General features: G+C 69.1%; 17 protein-coding genes and 1 tRNA gene. 12 read left to right on the top strand and 6 right to left on the bottom strand.

Annotated features, from left to right (window positions below):
• Window positions 1-79 precede the first annotated feature (79 nt).
• The 3 genes from AB0K73_RS09220 (at window position 80) to cls (ending at window position 2,749) form a co-directional block, all read left to right on the top strand.
• Window positions 80-934: a DUF559 domain-containing protein gene (locus tag AB0K73_RS09220; RefSeq protein ID WP_360517322.1), complete on the top strand. Its 855-nt coding sequence runs from the start codon at window positions 80-82 to the stop codon at window positions 932-934.
• A gap of 166 nt (window positions 935-1,100) precedes the next feature.
• Entirely contained in the window at window positions 1,101-1,277 is a 177-nt protein-coding gene (locus AB0K73_RS09215; protein ID WP_360517319.1) for a hypothetical protein, read from the top strand.
• Window positions 1,274-2,749: a cardiolipin synthase gene (gene cls / locus AB0K73_RS09210; RefSeq protein WP_360517316.1), complete on the top strand. Its 1,476-nt coding sequence runs from the start codon at window positions 1,274-1,276 to the stop codon at window positions 2,747-2,749. Before AB0K73_RS09215 ends, cls begins: the two co-directional genes overlap by 4 nt.
• A gap of 50 nt (window positions 2,750-2,799) precedes the next feature.
• Here the strand turns inward: cls and AB0K73_RS09205 are convergent, their stop codons facing one another.
• Window positions 2,800-3,795: a pirin family protein gene (locus AB0K73_RS09205; protein ID WP_360517313.1), complete on the bottom strand. Its 996-nt coding sequence runs from the start codon at window positions 3,793-3,795 to the stop codon at window positions 2,800-2,802.
• Window positions 3,796-3,832: 37 nt separating this feature from the next.
• Here AB0K73_RS09205 and AB0K73_RS09200 point away from each other — a divergent pair, with 37 nt between their 5' ends.
• Window positions 3,833-4,282 carry a hypothetical protein gene (locus AB0K73_RS09200; RefSeq protein ID WP_360517310.1) on the top strand — a complete coding sequence of 150 codons (450 nt, stop codon included), beginning with the start codon at window positions 3,833-3,835 and terminating at the stop codon, window positions 4,280-4,282.
• On the opposite strand, the gene AB0K73_RS09195 is transcribed toward AB0K73_RS09200, so the two are convergent.
• Entirely contained in the window at window positions 4,275-4,529 is a 255-nt protein-coding gene (locus AB0K73_RS09195) for a helix-turn-helix domain-containing protein (RefSeq protein ID WP_360517307.1), read from the bottom strand. The genes AB0K73_RS09200 and AB0K73_RS09195 overlap by 8 nt on opposite strands.
• Window positions 4,529-5,146, bottom strand: a complete 618-nt coding sequence (locus AB0K73_RS09190) for a hypothetical protein (protein WP_360517304.1) — start codon at window positions 5,144-5,146, stop codon at window positions 4,529-4,531. The genes AB0K73_RS09195 and AB0K73_RS09190 overlap by 1 nt, the downstream gene beginning before the upstream one ends.
• A 189-nt stretch (window positions 5,147-5,335) precedes the next feature.
• Between AB0K73_RS09190 and AB0K73_RS09185 the strand changes: the two genes are divergently transcribed.
• The 6 genes from AB0K73_RS09185 to AB0K73_RS09160 all read left to right on the top strand — a co-directional run bounded on the left by AB0K73_RS09185 (window position 5,336) and on the right by AB0K73_RS09160 (window position 10,694).
• On the top strand, window positions 5,336-7,864 hold the full coding sequence (locus AB0K73_RS09185; protein WP_360517301.1) for an ATP-dependent Clp protease ATP-binding subunit: 2,529 nt from the start codon (window positions 5,336-5,338) through the stop codon (window positions 7,862-7,864).
• A gap of 61 nt (window positions 7,865-7,925) precedes the next feature.
• Window positions 7,926-8,438, top strand: coding sequence for an amino-acid N-acetyltransferase (locus AB0K73_RS09180; protein ID WP_360517802.1), 513 nt, complete (start codon window positions 7,926-7,928; stop codon window positions 8,436-8,438).
• Between the two features lie 62 nt (window positions 8,439-8,500).
• The gene (locus AB0K73_RS09175) at window positions 8,501-9,145 is read left to right on the top strand and encodes a hypothetical protein (RefSeq protein WP_360517298.1); all 645 of its coding nucleotides are present in this window, start codon (window positions 8,501-8,503) and stop codon (window positions 9,143-9,145) included.
• Window positions 9,146-9,241: 96 nt separating this feature from the next.
• Window positions 9,242-9,529, top strand: coding sequence for an ATP-dependent DNA ligase (locus AB0K73_RS09170; RefSeq protein ID WP_360517295.1), 288 nt, complete (start codon window positions 9,242-9,244; stop codon window positions 9,527-9,529).
• 349 nt (window positions 9,530-9,878) lie between these two features.
• Complete coding sequence (locus AB0K73_RS09165; protein ID WP_360517292.1) at window positions 9,879-10,211, top strand: three-helix bundle dimerization domain-containing protein; 333 nt, start codon at window positions 9,879-9,881, stop codon at window positions 10,209-10,211.
• A gap of 72 nt (window positions 10,212-10,283) precedes the next feature.
• On the top strand, window positions 10,284-10,694 hold the full coding sequence (locus AB0K73_RS09160; RefSeq protein WP_360517289.1) for a dehydrogenase: 411 nt from the start codon (window positions 10,284-10,286) through the stop codon (window positions 10,692-10,694).
• Between the two features lie 27 nt (window positions 10,695-10,721).
• Here AB0K73_RS09160 and radA read toward each other — a convergent pair whose 3' ends face one another.
• Both radA and AB0K73_RS09150 read right to left on the bottom strand, forming a co-directional pair.
• Window positions 10,722-12,086 (bottom strand): DNA repair protein RadA, encoded by a 1,365-nt coding sequence (radA, locus tag AB0K73_RS09155; protein WP_360517286.1) that lies wholly within the window; start codon window positions 12,084-12,086, stop codon window positions 10,722-10,724.
• 33 nt (window positions 12,087-12,119) lie between these two features.
• Window positions 12,120-12,989 carry an SGNH/GDSL hydrolase family protein gene (locus tag AB0K73_RS09150; RefSeq protein ID WP_360517283.1) on the bottom strand — a complete coding sequence of 290 codons (870 nt, stop codon included), beginning with the start codon at window positions 12,987-12,989 and terminating at the stop codon, window positions 12,120-12,122.
• 132 nt (window positions 12,990-13,121) lie between these two features.
• On the opposite strand from AB0K73_RS09150, the gene AB0K73_RS09145 reads away from it, so the two are divergent.
• Together AB0K73_RS09145 and AB0K73_RS09140 are read left to right on the top strand one after the other, a co-directional pair.
• Window positions 13,122-13,211: transfer RNA gene (locus AB0K73_RS09145), tRNA-Ser, on the top strand.
• Between the two features lie 150 nt (window positions 13,212-13,361).
• Entirely contained in the window at window positions 13,362-14,045 is a 684-nt protein-coding gene (locus AB0K73_RS09140) for a DUF2306 domain-containing protein (protein ID WP_360517280.1), read from the top strand.
• A gap of 11 nt (window positions 14,046-14,056) precedes the next feature.
• Here AB0K73_RS09140 and AB0K73_RS09135 read toward each other — a convergent pair whose 3' ends face one another.
• Window positions 14,057-14,944, bottom strand: coding sequence for an alpha/beta hydrolase (locus AB0K73_RS09135; protein ID WP_360517277.1), 888 nt, complete (start codon window positions 14,942-14,944; stop codon window positions 14,057-14,059).
• Window positions 14,945-15,057: the final 113 nt, after the last annotated feature.

Raw genomic sequence — 15,057 nt, 5'->3', positions numbered from 1 at the left:
CAACCGTCGGTGGGGCGCTTCAGCGGCCAGCAAATCAGGGCCCCTGAGCGGATGCCTCGTCGCCGACGATGATCTCCGCATGTCCTCGATCGACTTCGACCTCCGCCGACGCGGCGGCCTCGCCACGCGTGCTCAGCTCCGCGCCATGGGGCAGTCGGATCGACGCATCCGCGCCGCCCTTGCGACGGGGGAGGCGATCCGAGTCGGCCGTTCGTGGGTCGCGCGGCCGGGCGCGAATGCTGAGGCCCTGCGCGCCGTCGCGGCACGTGGCATCCTCGGCGGAGAAAGCGCCCTCCGCAGCTACGGCATCTGGGTTTCGAAGCATTCGGGCACTTGCATCGTCAGCCCGCCGTCGGCGAGCCGTCTCCCGACGCTGCGCCGCGGCGAGTACCGCATTCGGCGTGACGCGCCGCCGTCGTCGCGCACGCCATGGCGCGTTGGCGTTGTCGACGCGCTCGCGCAGCATCTGCCGCGTGTGACCGATCCCTTCCACGCGGTGGCGACGCTCGACAGCGCGCTCAATCGTCGGCTCGTCACCGCGCACGACATCGACCAGCTGATGCAGCGGATGCCCCGTCGCATCCGTCGCCTGCGGAAGCACCTCGACGGGCGCGCCGAATCCGGCCTGGAGAGCCTGTTGCGCATGGCGATCAGGGCCGTGGGATGGAAGGTCGAGGTTCAGGTGGAAATCTCGGGAGTCGGGCGGGTCGACCTGGTCATCGACGGATGGCTCGTGATCGAAGCCGATGGCTCAGCTTGGCATGACGATCACGAGGCCGTCGGGCGTGATCGTGAGCGCAACGCGGCGCTGGTGCGGCGCGGGTACCGGTGGCACCGCTTCGGCTACGAGCAGATCATAAGCGACCTCGACGGGTGCATCGAGGTGATCGCGGAGCTGCTGGCCGGTGGCGCGCCGCTCCGACGGGTGGGGTGAATGCAGGTGCGGAGGGTCGCGGCATGTCGATCGCGCATGTTCCGGATGCCGCCAGGGCGTGTCGTCCTGCATTCGCGCCGGGCGGACCGGCGGTCGGCGCCGCGCAACCCGGGGTCGCCGGTGCGATGGGCGGATTCCGAGGTTTTGACCGTAGTCTGGGGGGACTATGGACGAATTCTGGGCGAATGCGATCTGGTCGCTCGCGCCGACCGTGCTCATCGGGCTCATCTTCTGGTTCGTGCTGCGCGCCGTCATCCGCGCCGACCGCAGTGAGCGCAACGCCTACGCCCGCATCGAAGCCGAGGAGCGAGCGAAGCTCGGTCGCGAACGCCCAGCCGGATGACGATCGACATCACGGCGACGACGGTCACTGCGATCATCGCCGCCGCCATCATCCTCGTCGACATCATCATCCGCGTCATCGCCATCATCGTCGTGCCGCGCAACCGCCGGCCCACTGCGGGCATGGCGTGGCTGCTCGCCATCTTCTTCATCCCGATCATCGGGGTCCTGATCTTCCTGCTCATCGGCAACCCGAAGCTGCCGAAGCGGCGCCGTGAGAAGCAGGCCGAGGTCGACGAGTACATCCGCGAGTCGACCCACGGCATCGAGCGCGTGAGCGACAGCACGACCTGGCCGACGTGGTTCGACGGCATCGTGCGCCTGAACCGCAACCTCGGCGCCATGCCCCTGATCGGCTCCAACAGCGCGAGCCTGATCGGCGACTACGAGGGTTCGATCGCGGCGATGACCGACGCGATCCGCGGGGCCGAGCGGTATGTGCACGTCGAGTTCTACATCTTCGCCTTCGACCGCACGACCGCTGCGTTCTTCGACGCGCTCGGCGAGGCCGTCGCCCGGGGCGTCGAGGTGCGCGTGCTCTTCGACCACATCGCCTCGGCGCGGGTGGCGGGCTACCGCAAGACCATCAAGCGGCTCAACGCCATGGACGTACGCTGGCAGCTCATGCTGCCCGTGCAGCCCTGGCGCGGCAAGTACCAGCGTCCCGATCTGCGCAACCACCGCAAGCTCCTCGTCGTCGATGGCGAGGTGGGCTTCATGGGCTCGCAGAACATCATCGACCGGTCGTACAACAAGCGCGGCAACATCCGTCGAGGCCTGAAATGGAAAGAGCTCGTCGTCCGCGTGGAGGGGCCGATCGTCTCGGGCCTCGAGGCCATCTTCGCGACCGACTGGTACCTCGAGACGGGCGAGGCGCCGATGCGCGAGATCGTGCCGCTCGGCCAGGAGAGCGAGGCGCAGGACCTCGACTGCCAGGTCGTGCCGAGCGGGCCCGGGTACACGAGTGAGAACAACCTCAAGCTCTTCCTCGCGCTCATGTACGCCGCGCGCGAGCGCATCATCCTCACAAGCCCCTACTTCGTGCCCGACGAGGCGATGCTCCGCGCGATCACCGGGGCGACCCAGCGCGGCGTGCACGTCGAGCTCTTCGTCTCGGAGATCGGCGACCAGGCCCTCGTGTACCACGCGCAGCGCTCCTACTACGAGGCGCTGCTCCGCGGCGGCGTGAAGATCTGGCTCTACCAGGCGCCGTACATCCTGCACTCCAAGCACTTCACGATCGACGAGGATGTCGCCGTCATCGGCTCGAGCAACATGGACATCCGCTCCTTCGAGCTCAACATGGAGGTGTCGCTCCTCGTGCGCGGCGCCTCATTCGTGCGCGAGATGCGCGCCATCGAAGACGGTTATCGTCGCGACAGCCGCGAGCTCACCCTCGAGGAGTGGGAGCGCCAGCCGCTGCGTTCCACCGTGCTCGACAACCTCGCCCGGCTCACGTCGGCGCTGCAGTAGGGCGCCGCCGAGCGGATGTCGCGGGGGGCGGATGCCGCGGCGCACGTTCGTCACGACCGCGGCTTCAGCCGAACCGTGGGCAGCTCAGGGGCGGGCAGCGGTGGGCCGTCGTACCCCGCGACCGTGCCGAAGCGCCCGTCGGGATTGTCGCGGCCGATGACGTCGGCCTGCCACTGCCGGCGGAACTCCACGATCTCGTCGTGGGTGCGGCCGATGAAGTTCCACCACATCACGAGTTCCTCGCCGAACGGCACGCCGCCCAGCAGCACCACCCGCGCGGGCCCGTGGGGAGCACTGATCGTGAGTCGCCGACGGCCCGGCTCGAGGTAGGCGAGCTCCGACCACGCCACGTCGGTCACGGCATCCGTGCCATCGGCTTCGACGGTAACCGGACCCGCGTCGACGAGCACCCCGTGCTCGAACGCCGGCTCGACCTCGAGCTCGACGCGGCCACCCGCGGGCAGGTCGACCTGGGCGCCGAGGAGCGGCGAGAACACCGTGACGTCGCACGCGCTGCCGCCCAGCGTGCCGACGAAGACTCGCACCGTGGCGTCGTCGATGGCGACGGGCACGGTGTCGGCATGCTCGAAGAACGGACCGATGTGGCGGGATCCCTCGGGCAGCGCGGCCCAGAGCTGCACGCCGTGCAGCCGCATGGTGCCGGTGGTCGAGACCTCGGAGTGCGAGATGCCGCGCCCCGCGGTCATGAGGTTCACGGCGCCCGGCCGCACGAGGGCATGGCTGCCGGCGCTGTCGCGGTGCTCGATCTCGCCCTCGAAAAGCCAGCTCACGGTCTGCAGTCCGGTGTGCGGATGCGGCGGCACCACCATGCCGCCCGAGACATCGACGTCATCGGGACCGTAGTGGTCGGCGAAGCACCAGGCGCCGATGGTGGTGCGGCCCCGCTGGGGGAGCGTGCGCCGCACGCTCATCGCACGCGGGCCGCCGAGCGGAACGTCGCGCGGCGAGAGCACCTGCACGATCGGGCTCGACGGCTCGTCGGGCGGACACGTCAGTTCGACCGGATCGCGTTCGAGGTTGCTCATCTCCCGCATGCTACCCGCGCGCCGATACCATGGCGGCATGTCGACCCCTCTCCTCCTCCGCCGTGCGGGCTTCGTGGCCGCGGCGGCGGCATCCGCGTTCCTGCTCTCCGCGTGCAATCCCGGCAGCGCGGCCGTCGAGGACTATCGCGGCCTTCCGGTGAGCGATCATGCCGGAGACGCCGAGGGTCACGAGGCGGGAGCCGAGGAAGGGGTGCAGGCGGTGTACCTCCAGCAGGGCGGGCAGCTCGCGGTGACGATCCCCGGCAGCTCCACCTGCCCGGTCGTCGGCAGCAGGATTCGCGTGCTCGAGGAGGCCGGCGAGGGCAACCGCGTCGCCATCGACGTGGTCGAGCGCGACGAGAACGAGGTCTGCACCATGGACCTCGTCCCGCACACCACGGTGTTCTGGACGCCGGTGGACGTCATCACGACCGAGGAGCTCACGGTCGAAGTCGAGGGCGAGACCGTCACGGTCCCCGTCAAGTAGCCCGCGTCGTTCCCGCCTGCGGGCGGATCACGAGGAGTTCGCCGACCTCGCAGTCGAGCGCCTCGCAGATGGCCTGCAGCGTCGAGAAGCGGATGGCTCGGGCACGGTCGTTCTTCAGGATGCTGAGGTTCACCACGCTCACGCCCACGAGTTCGCTGAGCCGGGTGAGCGTGAGGCCGCGTGCCTCGAGCAGTTCGTCGAGCCGGCAGTGGATGTCGGATGTCTCGTCGGGCTCGGCCGGGGCCATCAGACGAGACCCGTGATGTCGCGTTGCAGCCGCTCGCCGACCTGGAAGGCCGCACCGATCGCACCGATCGCGAGGATTCCGAAGAACGGCACCCAGTTCCACGCGAAGACGACGCCGTCGTACTCGTACTCACTGATCGCCGAGAGCGCGCCGTTGACGGTCATGTTCGTGAGGATCGTGCCGACGAACCATCCGGCCGCGAGCACGACGGCGCTCCAGGTGACGAGCCGCACATTGCCCCGGCTGAAGGCACGGCCGGCCGCGAGGTTCCAGCAGAACAGCGCGAGCAGCGCGATGCCGGCAATGATCGCGAACCCGTGCACGAGCGGTTCGGCGATGAGCGCGAACTGCGTCGCGGGCGCCGGCCGCGGCACGGTCACGATGGCCTGGTCGACCTCGACGTCGACCATCGCCCCGCCGGGGCCGATCGGCAGGCGGGCCCCCTCGGCCACGAAGGGCACGAGCACCGGCACGTCGCGGCCGGGGAGCACCTCGACGAGCCGTACGATCGCCAGCCAGGCAGCCACGGCTGCCCCGCCGGCGGCGATGGCCATCGTGAGGTACATGCCGATGCGGTCGGCCCGATCGAGCCGGGTCTGGGTCGTGGTCTCGGTCATCAGGGCGCATCCTCCATGCATAACGAATATCGATAATAATGATGATCGATATGTTATGCACACCGCGAGATCGGCGTCAAGCGCCGCACGCCCCGCTGCGCCCACGGCGAACAGCGGCCCACGCGACATCCGGAGTGTTTACGCTCGATGTATCGGCGCCCCTGCCCAGAGGGGTCGTGAGGAGTTGAGATGTTCGAGAGATTCACCGACCGAGCCCGTCGTGTCGTCGTCCTGGCCCAAGAAGAGGCCAAGATGCTGAACCACAACTACATCGGCACCGAGCACATCCTGCTCGGCCTCATTCACGAGGGCGAAGGCGTCGCCGCGAAGGCGCTCGAGTCGCTCGGTATCTCGCTCGACGCCGTGCGCGAGCAGGTGCAGGACATCATCGGCCAGGGTCAGCAGCAGCCGACGGGTCACATCCCGTTCACGCCGCGCGCCAAGAAGGTGCTCGAGCTCTCGCTCCGCGAAGCCCTTCAGCTCGGCCACAACTACATCGGCACCGAGCACATCCTGCTCGGTCTCATCCGGGAGGGCGAGGGCGTCGCCGCCCAGGTGCTCGTGAAGCTCGGCGCCGACCTCAACCGCGTGCGCCAGCAGGTCATCCAGCTCCTCTCCGGCTATCAGGGCAAGGAGCAGGTGCAGGTGGGCGCCAACGACCAGCAGCAGCCGCAGGGGGGCTCGCAGATCCTCGACCAGTTCGGCCGGAACCTCACCCAGGCCGCGCGCGAGTCGAAGCTCGACCCCGTGATCGGGCGCGAGAAGGAGATCGAGCGGGTCATGCAGATCCTCTCCCGCCGCTCCAAGAACAACCCCGTGCTGATCGGCGAGCCCGGCGTCGGCAAGACCGCCGTCGTCGAGGGCCTCGCGCAGGCCATCGTCAAGGGCGAGGTGCCCGAGACGCTGAAGGACAAGCAGCTCTACTCGCTCGACCTCGGCTCGCTCATCGCCGGTTCCCGCTACCGCGGCGATTTCGAGGAGCGGCTGAAGAAGGTCACCAAGGAGATCCGCACGCGCGGCGACATCATCGTCTTCATCGACGAGATCCACACGCTCGTGGGTGCTGGAGCTGCCGAGGGCGCGATCGACGCCGCGTCGATCCTGAAGCCGCTGCTCGCCCGTGGTGAGCTCCAGACGATCGGCGCCACCACGCTCGACGAGTACCGCAAGCACTTCGAGAAGGACGCCGCGCTCGAGCGCCGCTTCCAGCCCATCCAGGTGCAGGAGCCGTCGCTGCCCCACGCGATCAACATCCTCAAGGGCCTGCGCGACCGCTACGAGGCGCACCACAAGGTGTCCATCACCGACGGCGCGATCGTCGCGGCCGCCAATCTCGCGGACCGTTACGTCAGCGACCGATTCCTCCCCGACAAGGCGATCGATCTGATCGACGAGGCCGGCGCTCGCCTGCGTCTGTCGATCCTGTCGTCGCCGCCCGAGCTGCGCGAGTTCGACGAGAAGATCGCCGTGGTCCGCGCCGCGAAGGAGACCGCGATCGAGGAGCAGGACTTCGAGAAGGCCGCGTCGCTGCGCGACGAGGAGAAGAACCTGCTCGGCGAGCGCCTTCGTCTCGAGAAGCAGTGGAAGTCGGGCGACGTCAAGACCACCGCGGTCGTCGATGAGGGCCTGATCGCCGAGGTGCTCGCCCAGGCCACCGGCATCCCGGTCTTCAAGCTCACCGAGGAGGAGAGCTCGCGCCTCGTGTTCATGGAGAAGGCGCTGCACGAGCGCGTCATCGGCCAGGAGGAGGCCATCTCGGCCCTCGCCAAGACCATCCGCCGCACGCGCGCCGGCCTCAAGGACCCGAAGCGCCCCTCGGGCTCGTTCATCTTCGCCGGCCCCACGGGCGTCGGCAAGACCGAGCTCGCCAAGGCGCTCGCCGAGTTCCTGTTCGACGACGAGGCGGCAATGATCTCGCTCGACATGTCGGAGTACGGCGAGAAGCACACGGTCTCGCGACTGTTCGGTGCGCCTCCCGGATTCGTCGGCTTCGAAGAGGGCGGCCAGCTCACCGAGAAGGTCCGCCGCAAGCCGTTCAGCGTCGTGCTCTTCGACGAGATCGAGAAGGCCCACCCCGACATCTTCAACTCGCTCCTCCAGATCCTGGAGGAGGGCCGCCTCACCGACGGCCAGGGTCGCGTGGTGGACTTCAAGAACACCGTCATCATCATGACCACGAACCTCGGCACGAAGGACATCTCGAGCGGGCCGGTCGGCTTCTCGATCGAGGGAGACACCCGCACGGGCTACGACCTCATGAGCGGCAAGGTGAAGGAGGAGCTGAAGAAGCACTTCAAGCCCGAGTTCCTGAACCGCGTCGACGAGATCATCGTCTTCCCGCAGCTCTCGAAGCCCGAACTGCTGCAGATCGTCGACCTGTTCATCAAGCGGCTGAGCGAGCGCATGCTCGACCGCGACATGACGGTCGAGCTCACGGTTCCCGCGAAGGAGCGCCTCATCGAGGTCGGATTCGACCCGGCGCTCGGCGCCCGGCCGCTGCGTCGCGCGGTGCAGCACGAGATCGAGGACCGCCTGTCGGAGAAGATCCTGCACGGCGAGCTCAACTCGGGTGACCACGTGCACGTCGACTTCAAGGACGGCGAGTTCCTGTTCACGACGACGCAGCGGGCGCTGCCCGTGGGTGTCGGCGTGAACACGAGCGCTGCGATCGGCACGGGTCCCGTGAGCCCCGACCTCGCCGCGGCATCCGGCGAATGATGTGAACGACGAGAGGGCGGATGCTGCGGCATCCGCCCTCTTCGTCTGCGCCTACGATGATCTGGTGACCGACTTCACGGTGCGCCGTGCGCGCACGAGCGACGTGCCGAAGATCATCGCGCTGGTGGAGCCGCTCGTGCAACGACGCATCCTGCTCGGCAAGGAACGCGTCGATCTCTACGGCGACGTGCAGGAATTCCGCGTGGCCGAGGCGGCCGGCGATGACGCACGACTCATCGGCGCGGGCGCGCTCCACGTCATGTGGGAGGACCTCGGCGAGGTCCGCACCCTCGCGGTCGATGATGCCTGGCTGGGCCGGGGCGTCGGGCATGCGCTGCTCGACGCGCTCGAGGCCGATGCGCGCGAGCTCGGCCTCAGCCGCCTGTTCTGCCTCACGTTCGAGGTGGACTTCTTCGCGCGCCACGGCTTCGAGGACATGGGACACGACACCGTCGATCCCGAGGTCTATGCCGAACTGGTGCGCTCGCACGACGAGGGCGTTGCCGAGTTCCTCGATCTCGCGCGAGTCAAGCAGAACACGCTCGGCAACACTCGCATGCTGAAGCTTCTCTGAGAGGCCTCCGGCGCGCCGAGCGGATGCCGCCCGCCGGGGCGACCCGGTCGTACCCTGTGACCATGTCGACGAACCCGGCCCCGGCACGGCGGCAATCGCCGCAGGTGTACCGGCGTCGTCGGCTGATGGTGCTCCTCGGCCTCATCGCCGTGATCGTGGCGATCGTGCTCATCATCGTGCGCCCCGGTTCGAGTCAGGGCGATGAGTCGGTTGCCCCGGCGGCGACGAACGCGCCCGCCACAGCGGATGCCACCGACCCGGCCACCACGGCCATCCCGACAGAGGCCGCTGCCGTTGACGGCGCCGCGTGCGCGGAGAAGAACGTCATCGTCGAGGCGGTGACCGACAAGTCGAGCTATGACGCCGCGGAGCAGCCGCAGCTCTCGCTCACCATCACGAACACCGGCAAGAACGTCTGCGTCCTGAACGCCGGCACGAGTGCGCAGGTCTTCACGATCACGAGCGGCTCCGATGTGTACTGGCTCTCGACCCACTGCCAGGTCGACCCTGTCGACGCCGAGATCTCGCTCACGCCGGGTACGCCCGTGAGCTCGAGCGTTCCGATCGTGTGGGACCGCACTCGCTCGAGCGCGGAGACGTGCGACGGCCCGCGGGAGGCCGTGCCGGCCGGAGGCGCGTCGTACCACCTCGGGGTGAGCGTCGACGGGTTCGAGTCCGAGGCCGACAAGCAGTTCCTGCTCTTCTGACGCTTCAGCGTGCGCGTGCCCACGGTGGGTGTGACTGGCGAAAACCCTCATCGAGGGGGCAGAGTAGCTTCAGGGAAGCGATCGGCAGGAGCAGGCGTGGGCGTCTTGGTGTATGACCGTGACTTCGAACTGGACATCGAGGATCGTACCCTCGCGCACCTCCAAGTCGTGATCATCGACAAGCTGCGCCGCGACGAGCGGTTCCCCCTCGTGGTCGACGACGGCAAGTACGAGCGCGTCATCTGGATGACCCCCGAGACGCCGCTGCAGTTCGTGTATCACGGCAACCGCTACCCGGTGCTCAATCGCACCTGGCTCGAGCATCTCGCGGAGGCGGCCGGGTCGACCCGGGGACTCACGGTGGTGCCCGAACCGCTCGAGTGAGACAAGAGGGCCGCCTCTCCGTCACCCGATGCTGACGCGCTCGAGCGACCGGGTCAATCCCTCCCGCGGTGCCTGCTTCCGTTCTCGCGTTCGAGGGTGCGCCACACCGATTCATCCGACCGCCGCATCGACTCCCAGGATCGTCGGCCGTGGTCCGGATGGCGAGCCGCTCCTCGATGACGTCGAGTTCGTGGCGGAGCTCACCGACGACCTCCTGGAGGAGGCCGAGCTGCGGTGTCGAGATCGGTTCGCCGTGGGCGCGGGCCCCGAGGGGGTGGAGTCGTGACTCCTCGCGATTCACGTGCACAAGAGGGTTGATCCGACGGTCCTCGGGCAGGAGACTCGTCGCATGCACACCGATGACGAAGCGCGGGCCCTCGACGACGTGGTCGACCGCCTGGCTGAGCGGTTTCCAACGGTGGCACGCGAACACGTCGCGTCCATCGTCGCGGAGAAGCACCTCCAGTTGGAGGGGCATCCGATCCGGGACTTCGTGCCCGTGCTCGTCGAACACGAGGTGCGTGAACGGCTGCGCGCCGAGGGTGCCGTTCCGACCCCGGCGGGTGATGCCGCGGTGGACGCTCGCGACGTCGACCGGCTCGAGCGCGCCGAGCGGCAACGCGACGAGCTCGACCCCTCGCAGCGTATCGGCCTGTTGAACGGCGACCTCGGCGGGTCGTAGCCGGCGGATGCCGCGGGTTCGCCGCCCGCGGACGGCGGCGGCCTCGCGGCATCCGATCGATACGCTGGAAGCATGGCGCAGCGGAGGAGACCGGGCAAGGCGGCCGAGCCGATGGAGTTCCGTTCGCAGGCGCTCGCCGAGGCGCTCGAACGACAGGACATGGCCGCGGTGGCGCTCGCCCTTCGGAACGGCAACACGGTGGTGCCGCTCATCAAGCCCGGCCCACGCGATCGGCCACTCGACGGCGGCGAGGTGTGGACGTACCGCGACCCCAAGACGGGCGACGTCGCCCTGCTGCTGTTCAGCGACGCGGCGAACAAGCCCGCGAACCTGCCGCCCGCGGTCGGCCTGCACAGCCCGGCCTGGCTGCGCTCGTTCCTGAAGCGGTACGAGGCGACCATCACGACCGTGTTCCTCGACATCGCCGGGCCGCACCCCATGCAGGCGTCGCCAGCGGAGCTTCTGCGGGCGCTCGAGGCCTGAGCGTCGCCGCGCGGTCGGAACGCCGTATCAGAACGCCGCGTCGAGCTCGCGTTCGCGGGTCGAAGAGGCGGCGATCATGGCCCGCTCCACCGCGGCGTGCACGCTGCCGGCCTCGACGTCGAGGATCGTCGTGTACCCGAGGCGGCGCGCCTCGCTGCCTCGCTGGCGGGCCGAGGTCACGGGCCGCACCTCGCCGGCCAAGCTGATCTCGCCGAAGGCGGCGAGTTCATGCGGCACGGCGCGGTCGCGCATGGCCGACGCGATGGCCACGGCGATGGCGAGGTCGGCACCGGGCTCGACGAGCCGCACGCCGCCGACCGTGGACACGTAGACGTCGTGCTCGCCGAGCTGTCTGAGGCCCGCCCGACGTTCGAGCACGGCGATGATCATGGCTACGCGCGACGGGTCGACGCCGTTGACGACGCGACGTGGCTGCGGGGCCTTGGTGGTGACCACGAGCGCCTGCACTTCGACGGGTAGGGCGCGGCGACCCTCGAGTGCGACGGTGACGCACGTGCCGCTCACCGCGTTGCGTGAGCGGCTGAGGAAGAGGCCCGACGGGTCGGGAACCTCGGCGATGCCGTCGCCGGTCATCTCGAAGCATCCGACCTCGTCGGTGGGCCCGAAGCGGTTCTTCAAGGCTCGAACGAAGCGCAGCGACGTCTGCCGGTCGCCCTCGAACTGGCACACCACGTCGACGAGGTGTTCGAGCAGGCGCGGGCCTGCGATGCTTCCGTCTTTCGTGACGTGCCCGACGAGGAGCACCGGCAGCTGCCGCTCCTTCGCGACCCGGATGAGCGTGGATGCCACCTCGCGCACCTGGCTCGGCTGGCCCGGCAGGCCGTCGGAGAGGGAACTCGACACGGTCTGCACGGAGTCGACCACGAGCAGTTCGGGCGCGACTTCGTCGACCTGGCCCAGGATGGTGGCGAGGTCGGTTTCGGCGGCGAGGTACAGCTCGTCGTGCAGCGCGCCCGTGCGCCCGGCGCGGAGGCGCACCTGGGCCGTGGATTCCTCGGCGCTCACGTAGAGCACGCGCCGGCCCGTTGCCGCGACCCGGGCCGCCACCTCGAGCAGGAGCGTGGACTTGCCGACGCCGGGCTCGCCAGAGAGGAGGATCGCCGCCCCCGACACGATGCCCCCGCCGAGCACCCGATCGAACTCGCCGATGCCGGTGGGCCGGTGCGATGCATCCTCGGTCTGGACCTCGGAGATGGGGCGTGCGGCGCGCGAGGCGCTCGGCGCGACGGCCTGCAGGGAGCGCACGATGCCCGTCTGCTCGGCGACGTCGATGACAGTGCCCCACTGCTGGCATTCGGCGCAACGGCCAGCCCACTTCGCGGTCGTCCATCCGCACTCGGTGCACCGGAACGCGGAGGTGGGCTTCGCCATGCGTCGAGCCTAGGCGTCGCCCCCGACATCGGGTCACATGGCGGCGGCGTGGGACGACTGCGGTGAAGGCAGGGCCGATGCGGGAGCGACCCCGGGAGCGTCGGGGACCTCCGCCGGCGTCGGCGCCGTGGCATCCGCTGGAAACCTGGCGACGAGGTCGGCGACGAGCGACGGGCGGAACGCCTCGGCCCAGACCTTGTAGCCGTGGTCGTTGGGATGGAAGAAGTCGCCCGCGAAGTGGGTGAGGATGCGCCGCACGCCGCGGAGCCGGGTGACGGTGTGCAACGGCACGACCGTGAGGCCGAACTCCTCGGCGACCGATCGCAGGATGCGGTTCGCGACCGCGACCTTGCGCTCGTTGCGGGGGAAGTAGAAGAAGGGCAGATTGGCGACGAGTGCGTGCGGCGGGAGGGCCGCGAAGATCTCGCGGATGCCGCGCTCGAAGACTTCGGCATCCCACTTGGCGATGTCGTTCGCGCCGATCGCCACGGTCACCACGTCGGGCCTGAACTTCGCGAACCTGGGCAGCTGGTCGCGCACGGCCAGCTCGACCGTGGCGCCCGAGACGCTGAGGTTCACGACGCGCACACTGCGACCGGTGACGTCGCGGATGTCACGGGCCAGCACGCCGACGTAGCTGTGGTCGGGACGGCTGGCGCCGATGCCCTGCGCGGCGCTGTCGCCCATGGCGACGTAGAGCACTTCACCACGCTGCTTCGCATGGCTGCGCCACCACGCGGAATGCACCGGGAGGGTCTCGTTGAGGATGGCCGAGTTCGCCGTGAGGCGCGCACGGAATCGTCGCCACGCCACGTGTGCCGCGAGCACGATCGCAGCGACGACGCCGGCGGCGACGCCGACCGGGATGAGGGCTTCGGCCGCCCCCGGGCCATCCTCACGCACGGGAGCGACGGTATGGGGGGATCCTGAATGCGGGCTGAACGGATGCTGCGTGCCGCGGTGCCTCCGGATGGCGCGCGCTCGTGGCATCCGATCGTTTTGGATGATCCCGCGGGGTCGTCTAAGATCGATCCCGGTACCGTGTCCGAGCGGCCGAAGGTGCAACTCTCGAAAAGTTGTGTGGGTTAACGCCCACCGTGGGTTCAAATCCCACCGGTACCGCCATGTGGAGCATCGAAACCCCCTCCTTCGCGAGGGGGTTTCGACTGCCAACGGCCGAGGAATCTTTGCCACATCGCTCGCGAGCCGAGCGGCAGCGAGTAGCGTGACCGCCAGAGACGGGCACCCGGCGCCCGCCCCGGATGGGGGATCGTCATGGCACGCACGCTGAACGTGCTGGTGTGGGGTGCGATCTTCCTCCTGATCGCGGTCGTGCTCGTGTTCGCGGGGATCCGTTTCGGCACCGACGGGCCGTTGATCGTGACCGGGACGCCGGCCGAGGGTGACACGTTCGAGTTCCGCTACGTCGCGTACCCGTGGCTCGCGTACCTGCATCTGGTGCCGGGCGTCCTCTACCTCGTCGGCGCGCCGCTGCAACTCTGGCGCCGGTTCCGCGAGCGTCACTTCAGGTTCCACCGCCGCCTCGGGCGGGTACTGCTCACCCTGGGCCTCGTGAGCGGGGTGTTCGCGCTCGCGTTCGGCGTGCCGTTCTCGTACGGCGGGGCGTGGCAGTCGCTCGCCGCCGCTGTGTTCGGCTCGTGGTTCCTCGTCTCGCTCCTGCTCGCGTACCGCGCGATCCGCAGTGGGAACGTGCGGATGCATCGGCGCTGGATGATCCGCGCCTTTGCGGTCGGCCTCGGCGTCGGCACCATCCGGATCTGGGTGGGACTGCTCGCCGGCACGCAACTGCTGCCGCTCGAGGAGAGTTTCGCTCCGGCGTTCTGGCTCGGCCTCTCGATGCACGTGATCGCGGCAGAGCTGTGGTTGCGGTGGCGCCCGAACGCCGACGGTCGGCCCCGTGGCGTACAGAAACGGGTGGCAGCCGAGACATCCGCCTAGCGAACTCGCATTCAGCGCACCTCGTCGACGACCGCGCGGATCGAGTCGATGACGAGTTGTGGATTGCCGTACTGGATGTAGTGGTTGCTCTGAGTGTCCGTGATGTGCATCGCGTCGTGGAACTTCGTGGGCAACTCGCGCTGGGCGGCCAACTGCGCCGCCCACAGCGCGTCGGCGAAGTCCTTGTCCACGCCGGGCGGCAGCTGACCGGACGCCAGCACCTCGGGTGTCAGCTGCGGAGTGTCGGCGGTGAGCACCGCGACGGGGACGTCGGGCGCCGGCGACGACTCGCGGAGCTCGGTGAAGACGGTGGTGGTGTCGAAGGTCTCGGCGCCCGGCTGCGGAGGCGGGGCGTTGAGCGCCTCGAACAGCGCCTGCTGCTCGGGCGTGAGGCCCGACGCGAGGTCCTCGGAGAGGGCGTCGACGAGTACCAGGCCGGCCACCCGGTCGGGGTGGTCCGCGGCGAAGAGCCGGATGATCGGCCCGCCGTAGGAATGCCCGACGAGGACGAAGGGTGCAGTCTCGCCCGACGCGGCGAGGAGCGCCTCGAGGTCGTCCGCCGAGGTCTGCGCGCTGGTGGGCTGCGCCACCTCGGTGGATCGGCTGTCGCTCGTGCCCGGGCGGTCGTACGCGCAGACCCTTGAGATCTCGGCCACGCCGTCGTAGACGGTCGGCGGCTCGGGGTCAGCAGTCGGGGAGGGCGCAGCAGCGATCGGTGCCGTGCTCCAGACCTCGGCGTTGTCGAGGAGACCGGACACGAGAACGACGGTCGGCGACCCCGTGCCCGCGCACTTCAGGTAGATCTCGCGTCCGTCGCCGATGTCGACGGGGCCGGCCCGATCCGGTTGCGCAGCCGCACTCGTCGACGGGGCGACAGGTGACCGATCACGGTCGCCCACGGAGCATCCGGTGAGGAGTACGACCGCCGTCGCGAGGAGGGCGGAACACGGCGGGACTCGCCGCTTGCCGATCATCAGCTCGCCCGCTTCCGGAGACGCTCGTGAGGCCCCAA

Origin of the sequence: Agromyces sp. NPDC052230 (assembly GCF_040679595.1) — a bacterium.
GTDB lineage: Bacteria > Actinomycetota > Actinomycetes > Actinomycetales > Microbacteriaceae > Agromyces.
This window is presented reverse-complemented; position numbering and strand designations above follow the sequence as displayed.